Source organism: Vibrio sp. D417a (assembly GCF_030248595.1).
GTDB lineage: Bacteria > Pseudomonadota > Gammaproteobacteria > Enterobacterales > Vibrionaceae > Vibrio > Vibrio alginolyticus.
The window spans coordinates 78,733-96,220 of record NZ_JAHGAM010000007.1; the positions used below are offsets into that span (position 1 = coordinate 78,733).

12 protein-coding genes are annotated in these 17,488 nt (G+C 46.7%); 8 read left to right on the plus strand and 4 right to left on the minus strand.

Annotated features, from left to right (window positions below):
• Positions 1–47: 47 nt before the first annotated feature.
• Together KI742_RS08295 and fdhF are read right to left on the minus strand one after the other, a co-directional pair.
• Complete coding sequence (locus KI742_RS08295) at positions 48–419, minus strand: hypothetical protein (RefSeq protein ID WP_005375433.1); 372 nt, start codon at positions 417–419, stop codon at positions 48–50.
• Between the two features lie 405 nt (positions 420–824).
• On the minus strand, positions 825–5,063 hold the full coding sequence (gene fdhF / locus KI742_RS08300) for a formate dehydrogenase subunit alpha (protein ID WP_285385732.1): 4,239 nt from the start codon (positions 5,061–5,063) through the stop codon (positions 825–827).
• A 315-nt stretch (positions 5,064–5,378) separates the two neighbouring features.
• Here fdhF and KI742_RS08305 point away from each other — a divergent pair, with 315 nt between their 5' ends.
• The 7 genes from KI742_RS08305 (at position 5,379) to KI742_RS08335 (ending at position 15,574) form a co-directional block, all read left to right on the plus strand.
• Positions 5,379–5,801: a hypothetical protein gene (locus tag KI742_RS08305; RefSeq protein WP_045394662.1), complete on the plus strand. Its 423-nt coding sequence runs from the start codon at positions 5,379–5,381 to the stop codon at positions 5,799–5,801.
• 135 nt (positions 5,802–5,936) lie between these two features.
• Positions 5,937–7,328, plus strand: a complete 1,392-nt coding sequence (locus KI742_RS08310; protein WP_285385735.1) for a TolC family protein — start codon at positions 5,937–5,939, stop codon at positions 7,326–7,328.
• A 164-nt stretch (positions 7,329–7,492) separates the two neighbouring features.
• Complete coding sequence (locus KI742_RS08315) at positions 7,493–9,211, plus strand: efflux RND transporter periplasmic adaptor subunit (RefSeq protein ID WP_285385738.1); 1,719 nt, start codon at positions 7,493–7,495, stop codon at positions 9,209–9,211.
• 2 nt (positions 9,212–9,213) lie between these two features.
• Positions 9,214–12,423: an efflux RND transporter permease subunit gene (locus tag KI742_RS08320; RefSeq protein WP_285385741.1), complete on the plus strand. Its 3,210-nt coding sequence runs from the start codon at positions 9,214–9,216 to the stop codon at positions 12,421–12,423.
• Between the two features lie 76 nt (positions 12,424–12,499).
• Positions 12,500–13,066, plus strand: coding sequence for a copper-binding protein (locus tag KI742_RS08325; RefSeq protein ID WP_167415918.1), 567 nt, complete (start codon positions 12,500–12,502; stop codon positions 13,064–13,066).
• Positions 13,067–13,390: 324 nt separating this feature from the next.
• The gene (blaCARB, locus tag KI742_RS08330; RefSeq protein ID WP_167415917.1) at positions 13,391–14,242 is read left to right on the plus strand and encodes a CARB family carbenicillin-hydrolyzing class A beta-lactamase; all 852 of its coding nucleotides are present in this window, start codon (positions 13,391–13,393) and stop codon (positions 14,240–14,242) included.
• 282 nt (positions 14,243–14,524) lie between these two features.
• On the plus strand, positions 14,525–15,574 hold the full coding sequence (locus tag KI742_RS08335; protein WP_285385744.1) for a sensor domain-containing diguanylate cyclase: 1,050 nt from the start codon (positions 14,525–14,527) through the stop codon (positions 15,572–15,574).
• Positions 15,575–15,686: 112 nt separating this feature from the next.
• On the opposite strand, the gene KI742_RS08340 is transcribed toward KI742_RS08335, so the two are convergent.
• Positions 15,687–15,839, minus strand: coding sequence for a hypothetical protein (locus KI742_RS08340; protein ID WP_005375418.1), 153 nt, complete (start codon positions 15,837–15,839; stop codon positions 15,687–15,689).
• Between the two features lie 246 nt (positions 15,840–16,085).
• Here KI742_RS08340 and speG point away from each other — a divergent pair, with 246 nt between their 5' ends.
• Entirely contained in the window at positions 16,086–16,625 is a 540-nt protein-coding gene (gene speG / locus KI742_RS08345; protein ID WP_005375417.1) for a spermidine N1-acetyltransferase, read from the plus strand.
• 47 nt (positions 16,626–16,672) lie between these two features.
• Here speG and KI742_RS08350 read toward each other — a convergent pair whose 3' ends face one another.
• Positions 16,673–17,470: a hypothetical protein gene (locus KI742_RS08350; protein WP_005385112.1), complete on the minus strand. Its 798-nt coding sequence runs from the start codon at positions 17,468–17,470 to the stop codon at positions 16,673–16,675.
• Positions 17,471–17,488 lie beyond the last annotated feature (18 nt).

Below are 17,488 nucleotides of genomic sequence, written 5' to 3' on the forward strand. Positions count from 1 at the left end.
TTTCTGTATTCATACACTGTGCTATCGAGCTCAACTCTCAGACAATACTAATAGTACTCACCGTAGGAACAATCTCGTAAATCGGAAATATTGTAGTTTTTCAAAGAGTTTATTTTAAAGTTGAACACTACCTGTTTACAGACAACGCCTTCGCGATCCGTGTACGTGATAATACCTTCACTGTACGCACGCTGACCATCAGAGGATGTCACGTCAGCAACAAGTTCCAAATGGCCCTTATGCGCGTCTACGCGATTCATCATCTCAAACACATCTACCCACTCTTCGCGATTTGCCATTTGTATTAGCATGGACTTCGCCTGTGTTTCCAACTGCTGGGGGTATACATAATAACGGTTGTAACCAAAGTATGCGCACATAAGTAATAAAACGAGTGCAAATGAGGTTGTTCTTGTCATACAAGCTTCCTCTTGTTGTTATAAAAATCTTGCTTCGTTAATTCAGTATAGGAAGCGAGCAAAGTTTAGGTTATAGAACTTGCCCAAATAACAGGGGACAGTCAGAGACAGTCAATTCTATGACAAGCTCAACAACAAACTTTATTGCACTCTCATCATGGGCTTGAACAAAAATACGCCACAGAGACAGCAAGAATTAAGAATTAAGAAGTAAGAAGTAAGAAGTAAGAAGTAAGAAGTAAGAAAGGAAAACTAACCGGAGCGCGGTGATAACAGAAAAGTAAAAGGAGTTGGAAGAAAAAGACAATCCGAGTGAATGTAGTGAGAGCGGAAATCAAGATTAGATTATCCGCCCATCAACTAGGCTCAAATTGCCAGTGACCACAACAATGTGACTCACCGAATTTAAACGTGTTGGTAACTATCTTCGAGAGACTCTGTCTGCGTTGTTTTTTCGCTCACTTCGACTTTAACCGCAGCGACCTTGAACTCAGGGATCTTCGCATGCGGGTCCGTCGCCGTTGTCGTTAAACGGTTGACTGGCGATTCAACAAAGTGAAATGGAATGAACACCACACCTTTTTGAATACGCTTAGTCACAAAGGCATCAATCTCAATGCTGCCGCGACGTGTAGACACCGTCAGACGCTGACCATTACTGATGCCAAGCGCTTCTGCGTCTTCCACGCTCACCATCGCACGTGGCCCAGCAAGATTATCCAACCCTTTAGTCTTACGCGTCATGGTGCCAGTGTGGAACTGCTCAAGTACGCGACCCGTCGTTAACACAAGTGGGTACTCTTCATCTGGCAGTTCAGCCGCATAACGGAACGGTACGCCCACCATTTGCCCTTTACCACGAGTAAACTGGGTTTGGTGCATGATGCGAGTACCCGCAGGGTTGTTCTTGTTGCTCGGCCATTGCACACCGTTTGGCGTAATGGCATCCCAACGAAGACCTGCATATTGAGGTGTCACTCGTGCGATTTCATTAGTGATATCAGACACGCAGTGGTAATCCCAATCACTACCCATGGCATTGGCGATTTCTTGGATAATCCACCAATCTTCTTTTGCCTCACCCGGTGCCGTGACAACCGGATTCACACGCTGAACACGACGCTCCGTATTGGTGAAGTGACCCGCTTTCTCTGCAAACGAGCAAGAAGGCAGAACCACATCCGCGTATTGCGCGGTTTCCGTTAAGAAGATGTCTTGAACCACCAAGAAATCGAGTGCTTCTAAACCTTCAATCACATGCGCTTGGTTCGGGTCACTCAACACTGGGTTCTCACCCATGATGTACATACCACGAACGTCACGATGGCAAGCCGCATCAATGATTTCTGTCAGGGTTAGACCTTGTTCAGAAGGCAGATTTGGTGCGTTCCATTCAATCGCAAACTTCTGACGCACAATTGGGTTGTATACCTTTTGATAGCCCGGGAAGCTGTTTGGCAAAGCGCCCATATCACACGCGCCTTGCACGTTAGATTGACCACGTAGCGGGTTAATACCACCACCTTCAATACCGATGTTGCCACACAGCAATTGCAGGTTAGCGATAGAACGCACGTTGTCATGACCTGTCGTGTGCTGAGTGATACCCATCGAGTAGTAAACAGCCGTACGATCTGCCGTGCCAATCATACGCGCCATTGCTTGAATGTCTTCGGCTTTAACACCCGTAACCAATTCCACTTTATCGAGGTTGTAAGCTGGTGACATTACTTCTTGCAACAAGGTATCAAAGCTATCGACACGTTCTTCGATGTACTCTTGATCGTACCAACCGTTCTTGATGATCTGCTGCATAACGCCATTTAGGAGCATCACATCCGTACCCGGACGGTGCGCCATATACAGCTCAGCATGCTCTGCCATATCAACACGTTTCGGGTCAGCCACAATCAAACGAGCACCGTGGTGACGAATTGCTTGTTTGATATGTGAAGCGATAATCGGGTGCGCCGATGTGGTATCCGAACCAATAATAAAGATCACATCCGAGTGTTTAATGCTTGGAATGTCGTTGGTCATTGCACCACTACCCAGTGACGCCTCAAGACCGGTTACACTCGATGCGTGGCACAAACGCGCACAGTGGTCGACGTTGTTAGTGCCCAGTTCACGACGGACAAATTTTTGGAACGCGTAGTTGTCTTCGTTAGTGGTTTTCGCTGAAGAGAAGCCCGCCAATGCGTTGCTGCCAAAATCTTGCTTGATGCCAGAGAACTTAATCGCAATCAGCTGAATCGCCTCTTCCCAGCTTGCAGGCTGCAACCAACCATCTTTACGGATCAATGGCGTGGTAAGACGCTCTTCACTGCCAATGAAGTCAAAACCAAAGCGTCCTTTCACACACAACATGCCTTGGTTAACCGGCGAGTCACCGCCTTTCACGTAACGAATCGTATTGGTTGCTTCGTCCACGAACATGGTCAACTTACAACCCACACCACAGTATGTACAAATGGTGTCGACCGCTTTCAGATCTTCAGTACGGCCTTGCGAACGGTCACGACTATCGACCATTGCGCCCGTTGGACACACTTGAACGCACGCGCCACATTGCACGCAGTTCGAATCACCCATTAGGGTTAAGCCATTCTTGTTACTTCCAAAGTGTGGACGATCGTCAGGACGTAATGCCGGACGACCTTGTTTATCGCACACGAAGTTCAGTACACCGTGTACGGCTTTGTCGCGGCACGCTTGGATGCACTGACCACAGCTAATACAGCGGTTAGCATCAAACTCAATAAACTCAGAACTGCGGTCAACTTCGTACTTATGACGCAAGTCTTTCGCACGAAGATCTAACCAATCTTGGTGTGATTTAATCTGCAAGGAGAAGTCAAAGCTTTGCTCAGCTTCATATTCGGTGGAGTAATCACGCAGCGCACAATCGGTATTGGCCTGACAGCCACATTCAAGACAGCGCGCGGCTTCCTTCATCGCTTCTTCGTTATCAAAGCCTAATTCCACTTCAGCGAAGCTTTGCTCGCGTTGTGCAGGAGTCAGCTCAGGCATGATAGATCGAGCGACTTTCTGGATGTTCTCGAAGTGAAGCGGATCGACTTGAGAGAGTTTCTTCTCTTTGCGCGAGTTGAACGCCGCCTTTGGCATATCCGCCATATCGCCATTCAAAAACAGGTCAATGGCTTTTGCCGCAACGCGACCATCACCCACGGCTTCAACTGCCGTTGCAGGACCACGGCGGAAATCACCAATACTGAAGATGTTGCCCGTGCCTGTGTGCATGGTCTTTTCATCTGCATCAGAGGTGTTCCAGCGCGTTAGCGGAATAGATAAGTCTTCACCTTCTAGGAAGCTCAGGTCTGGCTTTTGCGAGACTGCCGCAATCACGGTGTCGAACTCTTCGGTAAAGAACTCGCCAGTTGGTTTAGGGCTTCGACGACCAGATGCATCCGGCTCACCCAACGCCATGCGCTCTAGACGAATCGCATTCACGCGTCCGGTTTCATCGGCAAGGTTTTCTGCAGGGTTGGTCAAGAAGTGGAATTTCACCCCTTCGTGTTCCGCTTCGACAATCTCGTAGTCTTCTGCCGGCATTTCGTCACGGGTACGACGGTAAATCAACGTGGTGTCTGCACCAGCACGACGCGCAGTACGAGCACAGTCAATTGCCGTGTTACCACCACCGATCACCGCGACTTTCTGACCCGTTACATAGTTTTGCTCGGTAACGTAATCTTTGAGGTAATCAACGCCTAAATAGCAACCTTCAAGGTCACTGCCTGTGTAATGCATTTCAACCGCTTGAGACGCACCGACAGCCAAACACACCGCGTCGTATTCTTCGCTCAATTGAGAAAGCGTGAAATCCACACCCAGCTTTTGATTGGTGTGAACTTGCATGCCATTGCGGCACATCAGTTCGATTTCTTTATCGAGAATGTCTTTTGGCAAACGGTATTCTGGAATGCCATAACGCAACCAACCACCCGCTTTTGGCATGGATTCAAAGACCGTAACGTCATAGCCTTCGTTCGATAGGTAGTAGCCAGCCGTTAGACCACCAGGACCACTGCCGACGACGGCAATGTTCAAACCTTTGCTTGGTTTCTTTTCTGGCACGTAGGCTTCATGCGCAGACAAATCCGCATCCGCGGCATGACGTTTTAGCTGACGAATTGCAATAGGCTCATCGACTAACGAACGGCGACATTCGCTCTCACAAAATGCTGGGCATACGCGGCCAATCGATAACGGCATAGGAAGCGTACGCTTAATCACTTCAATCGCTTTTTGATGATCGTTCTGTGCGATGTGATAAAGGTACGATTGGATATCCACGCCCGCAGGACACGCGGTTTTACATGGCGCTTCACAATCGGCGTAATGGTCCGTCATGATGCGGTTGAGTGCTTTTCTGCGGTGCTCGCTTAATTGTTCTGATTGCGTGACCACATTAAGGCCGCGGTAAACTTCGAGTTCACACGCACGCTTAGTACCACCACTTTCGACTTCAACTACACACAAGTCACACGGTACTTTTTCATTACTTTTGTTCATTCCGCACAGCGATGGGATCTCGACCCCACACACTTTTGCTGCTTCTAAAAGGGTTAGACCCTCTTCTACAATTCTATATTTTCCATCGATGACAATTTCTATCATGCAACCCCCGCAGCAAAGCAAATCCAAATCTGCACAAGTAAAACCATGCATTCTATAAGGATAATCATTTGTAAGACAAGTTAGTGTGATGTAAAACTTATAAACCACATTTTTCACGTGTCATAAAAAGCGAGGGCTTCTTTCGCTAACTTTCAACACTCGGTGTTTAACAAACGTTTTACTCCCTCGAAAGTGCGAAAACAGAAGGGTTGGACTATTTTGATAATAAGAGCAATAAATGATTGACCTTACCCTTAGGTTAACCTTTAGAATCGAAGGGTTTTCATCATTTTCATCAAACACATGGGAAAGGGTATGCACTTAAAATCGCTGCATACAATCTGGTTAACTCTCTTCACGACGCTAGTGCTATTGGTATCTAGTGTGGCGAACAGTGAGCCGTTGATGAATATTCAAATGATGTCTACTGGCATGGCTCACCATCCTTCTATGATGAGTGACAGCGAACATTGCGGTATGCCTGGCATGATGGACGTCTCCATGACTGACGCTTCTATGTCCGAAGATGGCGATGCAAGAGAAAGCAGCATGAACTGTGGTGGAGGCTCCGGCATGGTTCATACCTGCTGTACTGCCGCGTGTACGATAGTTTTCGTCCCCCTACCGAATCCTATCAATAGCCCGATGCCCGTCGTCTATCGCGCAACTATTACTCCTGAAGTTGCTTCCCCAGTCGTACACGTCAGCCGCGACCTGTACCGACCTCCAATAGCCTAAATCCATCCTAGCATTCGACCCTGCGCGTGTATCGCAGGTTGTTTTAATGCGCCTGAACGATGAGGTAACAAGGCTTTACTGTTCCCGCAATAAAATCCGCACCTCCATCGATCCGGCGAACACTGGATTTAGATTATGGATATCAAACCATACCGCTTAGCTGCACCTATTTTTATGGTGGCTCTGGTCGCTGCACCAACCTTGGTTAACGCCGCAGGTAAAGAGACGCAAGCAGCGCAAAATTCCGCATCAAGTGAGCGAGCTTCAACGACCAAGCTTGCCCAACTGATCAACGTCGCTTTGAGTAACGATGGCAATCGCAAGCAATACTCTGCGCAATCTGCTGCCATGCGTGAAATGGGCGTCGCGAGCGCGACCTTGATGGACCCAAAACTGAAAGTGGGTTTTGGTGGCTTGCCTGTCGACAGCTTCAAATTCGATGAAGACCCAATGACCAACATCTCCGTTGGTTTAATGCAACAGTTTGAGCGTGGCTCTACGCTTGATTTACAGCAGAAGAAAGCCAATCAACAAGCTGACGGCCTTGGACTTCAAGTTCATGCTCGTGAGCTTGAGGTGGCCAACAGCATGACTCAACTTTGGTTAGAACTTGGTTACCAGCAACGCGCTGAGCAAATCATGCTTGAGAACCGCAAGTTGATGAAGGAGATGGAAAGCTTTATTCAGACCAACTATTCGATTGGTAAGAGTGAAGCGCAAGATCTGCTCAACGCCCAACTTCAAGTCAGTAAATTGGATGAGAAACTGCAAGCCAATGCACAAATGCAACGTCGTCTTATCTCTCAACTCTCCGAATGGTTGGGGTCAGATTGGTTGGCAAACGAACAGGCTCTGCACGCGAGCAATCAATTGAACTGGGACACACTGAACAGCAAACTTGCTGCCAGTCAGAATTCTACCAAGCATTATCAGCAACTCAGCCAACACCCGATGGTTAAGATGGCCGACGTAAGTATTTCTGCCAATAAAACTCAGGTGGAAATTGCTGAGCAAGCCTACAACCCGCAGTTTGGCGTCGAAGTAATGTACGCCTACCGCCAAGCCGACAACATGATGGGTGAACCCGCATCAGACTTGGTCAGCGCTTACCTCACCATGGACATTCCGTTGTTTACGGGTGACCGCCAAGATCGCAATCTCGCGGCCGCTCAATACCAAGTTGGCGCGGCACAATCACAAAAGGACACCTTACTAACGCAGATGAATGCCAAGGTGAACACTTTGCTGGTTGATCGCAGCAACTTAACCCAGCGTTTAGAACGTTATCAATCCACCTTATTGCCTCAAGCGAAAGCGCGCATTCAAGCCGTTGAGCGGGGTTATCAAAACAACACAGCGCAGTTTAACGATGTGATTTCTGCCACGACTGACGAGTTGGCTCTGCAATTGGAGCAACAACGTCTACTGACCGATCTCAACATCGCAAACAGCAATTTAGCCACCCTACTCGGTGGTTTCGACTACCAAGTGGCTTCACCGGAAGCTCGCTCTATTTCGACATATTAATTTGTGATTCCCCAAGACAGTTGGGGCTACAGCTAGGCGGCAAACGAGAGAATCCCATGAGCACTTTCCCTAACAAACTAAGGGATCCTCTATGTGATTTGGGTGAACGAGAGCAGGCAACAACGCTGTAGCGTCAAATGTGAAGGGGAAAATAAGGTAAAACAATGAAAACATTTAAGATTGCAACCATCGCCCTGATTGTTGGCGGTGCTTTAGGGTTTGGTGCTAATCATTTTCTTACGGGCTCGGCTCACGACATGAGTGTAATGGGTGGCAAATCTGCCGCGAGCTCTAATGATCCACTTTACTGGGTTGCCCCAATGGATCCGAATTACAAACGCGACAAACCGGGTAAGTCCCCAATGGGCATGGATTTGATTCCGGTTTACGCAGAAGACCTATCCGGTGAACAAGACGCACCGGGTACAGTGACTATTGACCCTTCAGTAGAAAACAACCTCGGGGTTAAAACCGCAAACGCGACACTGCAACAGCTATCACCACGCATCGAAACGGTTGGCTATATTGCCTTTGATGAAAGTCTGTTATGGCAAACCAACGTTCGTGTGGCGGGTTGGGTAGAAAAACTCTACATCAATGCCGTGGGTGAGAAAGTGAAGAAAGGCGATGTGCTTTTCACGCTCTACTCTCCTGAACTGGTTAAAGCACAAGAAGAATTGCTGAATGCGTACCGCACAGGCCGCAAAGGTCTTGTAAAAGGCGCGACCGAACGCTTGGTAACGCTTGGGGTTGACCGTGCTCAAATCAAATCCATTACTCGTAGTGGTAAAGCATCGCAAACCATTGAAATCAAAGCGCCTGCTGATGGCGTTATCGCGAGCTTAAACGTGCGTGAAGGTGGCTATTTGTCCCCTGCTCAAGCGGTGATCAGTGCAGGTCCTTTGGACAATGTTTGGGTTGATGCAGAAGTCTTTGAGCGTCAAGCGCACTGGATGAAAGCGGGTTCTCAAGCCACGATGACCCTTGACGCGATTCCGGGCAATGAATGGCAAGGTGTTGTCGATTACGTGTACCCAATCCTCGATCCGAAAACACGTACGTTGCGTGTGCGCCTTAAATTCCCTAATCCAGATGGCGCATTGAAGCCAAACATGTTCGCCAATATTGCCTTGCAGCCTGTCACTGACGACGCAGTGTTAACGATTCCTAAATCATCTGTTATCCGCTCTGGCGGTATGACTCGCGTTGTTCTGGCTGAGGGCGAAGGCAAATACCGTTCTGCTCGAATTGAAGTTGGCCGCGAAGCTGGCGAACAAATCGAAGTATTACAAGGACTTAAACAAGGCGATAAGATCGTTACTTCATCTCACTTCATGCTCGATTCTGAATCAAGCCAGTCGGCGGATCTGTCTCGCATCAATGGTGTAGAAGCAGCGGCAGAAACAGCATGGGCTAAAGGTGAGATCACGGATGTGATGAAAGATCACCGAATGCTGACCATCAACCACCAACCTGTACCAGAATGGGATTGGCCGGGCATGGTAATGAACTTCACTTTCGCAGATGGCGTCGAGATGGGTGACTTGAAAAAAGGTCAGGCTATCGAATTTGAAATGCAGAAAACAGAATCTGCTCAGTACCAAATCGTTGACTATAAGGCAGACAACAGCGTCATTGCGGCAGAAGTTTGGCTGACTGGTGACATCACAATGCTGATGGCTGATTTTGGCATGATCACCTTAAACCACCTACCGGTTGCAGAATGGAACTGGGATGCTGGAGAGATGAACTTCTCTGTGGGTGAAGACGTTGATCTATCGGGTTTTGAAGAAGGACAGAAAGTTCGGTTTCTAGTTGAAAAACAAGGATCTGACTACGTTCTTAAACAGCTAGTTCCTGCAACAACAGCCGTCGAGGGTTAATTATGATCAATGCTATTATTCGTTGGTCACTGAGCAACCGATTCCTAGTGTTGGTCGCGACCTTAGCCCTTGTATTAGGCGGACTTTACAGTGTAAAGAATACGCCTGTTGATGCGATTCCGGATCTTTCTGATGTGCAAGTGATCATCAAAACAAGCTATCCGGGTCAAGCTCCTCAAGTCGTTGAGGATCAAGTTACTTACCCACTCACCACCGCCATGCTTGCCGTGCCGGGAGCTGAGACGGTTCGTGGCTACTCCTTCTTTGGTGACTCTTACGTTTATATTATTTTCAACGATGATACCGACATGTACTGGGCACGTTCTCGCGTGTTGGAGTACTTAAGCCAAGTAGCACCAAAGCTCCCACCGAACGCAAAACCAACCTTAGGTCCTGATGCGACAGGCGTAGGCTGGGTTTACAGCTACGTATTACAAGACAAAACTGGCAAGCATGATTTGGCTGATCTTCGCAGCCTGCAAGACTGGTTCTTGAAGTACGAGTTGCAAACCGTTGATGGCGTTTCTGAAGTCGCTACCGTGGGCGGTATGGTGAAGCAATACCAAGTACAGATTGATCCTGCCAAACTGCGTGCGTACAACCTCACTTTGCAACAAGTGAACATGGCAATCCAAAACGGTAACCAAGAAACCGGCGCGTCCGTTATCGAAGTTGCGGAAGCCGAACACATGGTTCGTACCACGGGTTACTTAACCAGCATTGAAGACATCAAATCACTGCCGCTAAAAGTCACTGAGAAAGGCACGCCGTTGCTATTAGGAGACATCGCAGACATTAACCTTGGTCCACAAATGCGCCGTGGTATCTCTGAGTTGAATGGCGAAGGTGAAGCTGTGGGTGGGGTTATCGTGATGCGCTTTGGTGAAAACGCCAGTGAAGTGATTGCGAAAGTCAAAGACAAACTCGCAGACCTACAACGCAGCCTACCAGAAGGCGTGGAAATTGTTCCAACCTACGACCGCTCTACTCTTATCGATTCAGCGGTAGAAAACCTATGGAAGAAGCTTGCAGAAGAGTTCATCGTCGTTGCGATTGTGTGTGCGTTGTTCCTGTTCCACATTCGTTCTTCGTTGGTTATCGCTCTGAGCCTACCGGTTGGCATTCTTAGTGCGTTTATCGTGATGCATTGGCAAGGCATCAACGCCAACATCATGTCTTTGGGTGGTATTGCGATTGCCATCGGTGCGATGGTGGATGGTGCAATCGTTATGATTGAAAACGTTCACAAGCACATTGAACGAACGCCACTGACCGACAAAAACCGCTGGCAAGTAATTGGTAAAGCCGCAGAAGAAGTTGGCGCACCGCTGTTCTTCTCGTTGCTGATCATCACTCTTAGCTTCGTACCAGTGTTTGCCTTAGAAGGCCAAGAAGGCAAGATGTTCTCGCCGCTTGCGTTCACTAAGACTTACGCCATGGCAGCGGCAGCAGGTTTGGCAATCACGCTCGTGCCTGTACTTATGGGCTACTTCATTCGCGGTAAGGTGTTACCGGAACACAAAAACCCGGTTAACCGCGGCTTGGTCGCGCTGTACCGCCCGCTGTTGAACACCAGCTTAAAATACCCTAAGACCATGATTGTTATCGCATTAGGTCTAATGGCATCGGCTTACTACCCAACCAGTAAACTGGGTAGCGAGTTCATCCCGCCGCTGGATGAAGGCGACTTGATGTACATGCCAACGACCTATCCGGGTATCTCGATTGGTAAGGCTCGTGAGCTTCTACAACAAACCAACAAGCTGATCAAAACCGTTCCAGAAGTGAAAACCGTATGGGGCAAGATTGGCCGAGCTGAGACCGCAACCGATCCAGCACCACTCACCATGATCGAAACCGTGATTCAGTTGAAGCCACGCGACCAATGGCGTGAAGGCGTAACAACCGAGTCACTACGCAAAGAGTTCGACAAACTGGTTCAGTTCCCTGGTCTTACTAATGCTTGGGTAATGCCGATCAAAACGCGTATCGACATGCTGGCAACGGGCATCAAAACCCCTATAGGCATTAAGATCGCCGGACCCGATCTGAAAGTGATTGAGAAGATCGGCTCTCAGCTAGAGCCAATTCTTAACGGCGTACAAGGCACGGCATCGGTTTATGCAGAACGTGTAGCAGGTGGTCGTTACGTCACGATCGACATTAAACGTCGTGCAGCAGCGCGTTACGGCTTGAGCATCAAAGACGTTCAGCAAGTGATCTCCACTGCGGTGGGCGGTATGAATGTGGGTGAAACCATTGAAGGCTTAGAGCGTTACCCAATCAACGTTCGTTACCCACAAGACTACCGCGACTCAGTGGTTAAACTGCAAAACCTGCCGTTAGTGACACCAAATGGTGCTCGTATTGCGCTGGCTGATGTAGCGGACATTCGTTACGAAGACGGTCCTCCGATGATCAAGACGGAAAACGCGCGTCCGAATGGCTGGGTATTTGTCGACATCGATGGTCGTGACCTTGGCTCTTACGTCGTGGAAGCACAGCAAGTCGTGGCCGATCAGTTGGAGCTTCCTGCGGGTTACTCGTTGGCTTGGTCTGGTCAATACGAATACATGGAACGTGCGAAAGACCGCTTGAGTGTCGTGGTACCAATTACCATCGCCATCATTATGCTGCTGCTTTACTTCAGTTTCCGTCGTGTCGGCGAAGTGATGATCATCATGCTTACCCTACCACTCGCTATGGTCGGTGGTTTGTGGCTCATGCATATCCTCAACTACAACTTCTCGATTGCCGTTGGTGTCGGCTTTATTGCCCTAGCAGGTGTCGCGGTTGAAATTGGGGTCATCATGCTCGTCTACCTCAACCAAGCATGGCACTACAAAAAGCTGGATGCGGAAGAGAGCCAACAGAAGCTTGAGGCGAAAGACCTAACCGATGCCATTCGTGAAGGTGCAGGCCTGCGTGTTCGCCCAGTAATGATGACGGTACTGACGGTCATTATTGGTCTGATTCCGATCATGTACGGCGAAGGTACAGGGTCAGAAGTGATGCAACGTATCGCTGCACCAATGATTGGCGGTATGGCATCGGCACTGCTGCTGACGCTGTTAGTGCTTCCAGCCATCTTCAAGCTGTGGAAACAACGCGAGTTGCGCTCAGGTAATTCAACTCCGAGCCAAACAAGCACGCAAACTGGCAACCAAATCGAAAACGCCGACAGCACAGATCGCACTGATAACAAGGCTTAATCCCTACCTTCCTCTCAAACATGCCGTTTGAGGGGAAGCAACCAAGTTATTAATGAATTAAAACAAGGATATAAAAATGAAAAAGACACTAATCACTCTTACTCTAGCCCTAACAACAACGACTGCGTTTGCCCAAATGGATCATTCAAACATGGACCACGCGAACATGGACCATAGCAACATGAAGCATGAAAATATGGACCACGGCAGCATGAAGATGGACCACAGTAAAATGGACCATTCAAACATGATGGATATGCCGGGCATGTCGACTGTTGGTATGCCAGCAAAAGGGGCAAAGCCAGACAAGGTGGTACACGTTATCTTGGGTGATGACATGACTATCAAGTTCAAAAAAGACGTTAAAATTGAGCCAAACGATGTGGTGCAGTTTGTAGTCATGAACACCGGTAAGATCAACCACGAGTTTACGATTGGTTCGGCTAAAGAGCAGCTAGAACATCGTGAAATGATGAAGACAATGAGCGGCGATCACATGCATGACTCAGGCAACGCAGTTACGGTGGAACCAGGTAAAGCGAAGCAATTACTGTGGCACTTCCACGGTGACAACAAGGTTGAGTTCGCGTGCAACATTCCGGGCCATGCAGAATCGGGCATGGTTAAAAAGATTGAACTGTAAGTAATTATCCAAATAGACAAAGGAGCTGATGATTCAGCTCCTTTTATTTCTGGATCAAACTATTCGTTAGCTCATGATAAGAAATTCTGAGCCAGTGTCTCTCGCTAAGATATTTTTGTGACCGAATCACCGACGTAATATATAAGCCAAACTACAGGCCTTGATAGCAACACTCTTCTCCCCATATTGAGACCGTTTAAGCGTATTGCAAAGAATCCTACATAAAATAGACATAGATTTAACAGTGTTTAGAGTATTGGCTCGTTATAGTTTACGTGACATCGCTACCGTGCGAACTAAAACTAAAATTGAAGAACACGATCCATGAAAAAGTTATTTTTGTTGGCTGGGCTAATGGTTTGCTCAACCCTAAGTTACGCGTCCCAACTGAATGAGGACATTTCTCTCCTCGAGCAACAAACCTCAAGCAGAATTGGGGTGTCAGTTTGGGATACCCAAGCAGACGAGCGTTGGGATTACCGTGGCGATGAACGCTTCCCACTCATGAGCACATTCAAAACCCTAGCTTGTGCCAAAATGCTAAGTGATATGGACAGCGGTAAGCTAAGTAAAAATGCGACCGCAAAAGTCGATGAGCGCAGTATCGTTGTATGGTCTCCAGTGATGGATAAGCTCGTAGGCCAAAACACACGCATAGAGCACGCGTGTGAAGCCGCTATGTTAATGAGTGATAATACCGCAGCCAACTTAGTATTAAATGAAATTGGCGGCCCTAAGGCCGTAACAATGTTTCTGCGAACAATTGGAGATAAAGCAACGCGCCTAGACAGAATAGAACCTCGCTTGAACGAAGCCACACCAGGCGACAGCCGCGACACAACCACACCTAACGCCATACTAAACACTCTTCGAACTTTGGTCGAAGGCGAAACGTTGTCTTATGAGTCTCGTGTACAATTAAAAATCTGGATGCAGGACAACAAAGTTTCAGACTCGTTAATGCGTTCTGTATTACCAACAGGTTGGTCTATTGCAGACCGTTCTGGTGCGGGAGGTCATGGTTCGCGTGGCATTAACGCGATTATATGGAAGGAAAATCATCGACCTGTTTACATTAGTATTTATGTCACAGAAACCGAGCTCTCACTTCAAGCTAGGGACCAACTCGTTGCGCAGATAAGTCAGTTGATTTTACAAAAGTACAAAGACAATTAAGTCACCACTCACCTGACCCTATTTGTATCCTTTTCTAGCCCTTCTCTTCCAGAAGGGCTCATTCTGTACTTCCATCTTAAAAACACCACTTATTGAGTAATGACTTACTTATAAATAGGTATAAGATTTACTTATTTAGGGTGAGTTAACGCCCACATTAAGCAACCAAATTCACACAAATGGCGATAATTAAACCATACTCTTACCAAGAAGCACATTTTCTACAAAATAGCTTCACGTAATTTATTGTTGTTATTTGCAACATTGCCAAGGAGATGTCTATTGAGACTTGAAAGAACTTTTAACCCTGATGACTTATCGATGCAAAACATGGAAAGTCCGATATGTATGCCGATAGGGTTTGTTCACTTTTTAGCTCAATCGGAAACACTACAGCAAGTACTTGATACGGTGGCAGAATGGATAAATCGTATATTTAATTCTGACCGTGCGAGTATCACACTTTATGAAAACAATGATCATTTAAAGGTCTACTCTTTCTCTGGTAGTAAAGCGATTCCCGCTGAATTTTTAGTGCCCATTCATCAAGCGTTTGTTGGCCGAGTGTTCAAAAAGCAACAACTGATGATCTGCGACGATGTTACGCAATCTGATGAGATCGATTGTGTGATGCTCGCATCCAATGGTATGGGTACGTGTATGGACGCGCCTTTAATGCACGGTAAAGTCTGCCTAGGAACGCTTAATGTTGCGCATCATCAAACGCACATTTACACAAACGAACAAGCGGCACAGCTTCAGTGCATCGCTAATTGGATTGCTTTAAACATTGCCCTTCATATACAGATTATGAAAATGGAACACCTCGCCACGACGGATGATCTAACAGGTATTCCAAACCGCAGAGAGTTCATGCGACAAATCGAAAGCCGCCTAAATGAATACCGAACCCTGGGCATTGACTTCCATGTTGCTATTTTAGATCTCGACAATTTTAAAAGCCTCAATGACCGATTTGGTCATGACGCAGGCGATAAATCACTGATCCATGCAGTCAATATTATTAAAAGTCATCTACTTGATTGTGACTTACTTGCCAGAGTTGGCGGTGAAGAGTTTGCCATCGTATTAAGAAGTCGCTCATCACAGCAAGCTCTAGACACATTAGAAACAATTCGTAATGCACTAGAAACGACGACCGTTCAACATTCAGGTTGTGATATGAGCTTCACCGCGAGTATTGGGGTAACTCAAGTCTGTCGTCTCGACGACTCATTTGAACCATTAGTTAAACGCGCCGACTTAGCACTTTACAAGGCAAAAGAAACTGGAAGAAATCGCGTTGAGTTTCATATTGGTGAAGAAAGGTAGAAAAAATAAAAAAAGGTAGCGACTCATTGCGCTACCTTTTATCGATTCTAACCCGCTTAAAATAACTAGTACGAACTTTAAGCCAGTTAAAAATAAGAATGAGCAAATTTAATTATGCTTTCTTAAGATCTTTAGCTGGGTAAGTTAGTGTTTTTTCGCCTGCTTTTACATGTGTGTAAAAACCGCCACTGCTTAAACCTGTAACAACCATTTCGCCAAGATCGATACCTTTAGTCGCTACTACTACGTCACCGATTGAAAACATATTGAATACCTTGTTTGTTTAGATTAAGACACTAAGTCGTTGCGCGGTATTTAATACGATATTAGGCAAAGCACCTAATCGAGTTTTTTATCGTAAAGATTAATTTATATTTGTCGTGAACTCTAAGTTTCCACATTGAAAATCACAGGATATTTTCCAAAAAAAGATGCGCTATTCTTGTGAAATACGGTAATATTTTCTAGCATCAAGTGCGGAGGTATTCTCCGCCCTCATTGGAGAAAAATGATGAAGAAAGGCCTAAAAATGCGTGCATTAGAGCGTTCTGATTTGCGCTTTATTCATGAACTGAATAACAACCGAAATATCATGGCCTACTGGTTCGAAGAACCTTACGAGTCTTATGACGAGCTCGAAGAACTTTATCGAAAACATATACATGATGACGCTGAAAGGCGTTTTGTCGTCGAAGATGAAGACGGCATCGTAATTGGCTTAGTTGAGCTGATCGAGATTAACTACATTCACCGCAGCGCGGAATTTCAGATAATCATCGCCCCAGAGCATCAAGGCCGAGGTTATGCGACAGAGATGATTAATCGTGCGTTAGATTACTCATTCTCAATTCTTAATCTACGTAAAATCTACTTATTAGTCGCAGTGGATAACGAAGTCGCTATTCACTTATACAAAAAATGCGGCTTTATCGAAGAAGGTCACCTTGTAGAAGAATACTTTATTAACGGCGCTTACAGCGATGTTAAGCGTATGTATATATTAAAACACCAGTACCAGAAAAAGATCGAAGAAAACAACTCAATTCACTAGTTCATTCTATCAAAGTAAAAACGCAGCTATTTGGGCTGCGTTTTTATTTATTCAAATTGATATTGATATGATAATACGATGCGCTTGTCTGCTTCATCCAAATAGGTGTTGTTGTCCATGACAAACGTCATTACGTTAAAAGAGTGGCGTTTGCTCACGAGGTAACCAAGACCAATACCACCAAAGAAGCCTTTGTAGTTCTCTCCTTCACTGTTTTCTGAGCCGTAAGTGCCTGCTGCGAAGCTGATTAACGTCAGCTCTTTGGTAAACGATTTCAGCGCAAATGCACCAACGTAACCGCTACTGCCTGAAGAGCTCATCATATTGAAGCCATTCTCTGCACTTGGCGTACCCGTAAAGTTAGGCTCGCTACAGAGACTACTTTCTGCACCGTCACAAACAGGAACATCACCAGTGTTGTACGTATAGCCTGCCATTGGGAAAATTTGGAAGCCTGCTGGCTCAATCCCGAAATAACTTAGCGGCATAAAGGTACCAACGCTGTAGTTGGTTTGATCCGCGCCGTTTACGTATTCATTTTTACCGAAGTTGAAGTTCACGATACCGACCGGAAACAACCACGAGCCACCAATACGCCACTCGCTCGCATCATCATTGATACGCAGGTTGATTTTGCGCGCTTGGTCAAGCGCAAGTGAGCCCGAGAATGAGATGTTTTGATCATCAAAATCGTAGTTGTTTGCGTACGACGCGCCAAATTTCGTGATGACTTTTGTTGGGTCATCCGCCAACTTGTTTTTATTGTCTTTTACTCGATGCTCGGCACCATGAGCCAGCGTACTGACCAACAAAGTCGTACACACTAACGCTAGTTTGTTTTTCATTTTTTAGTCCTTTGAGAT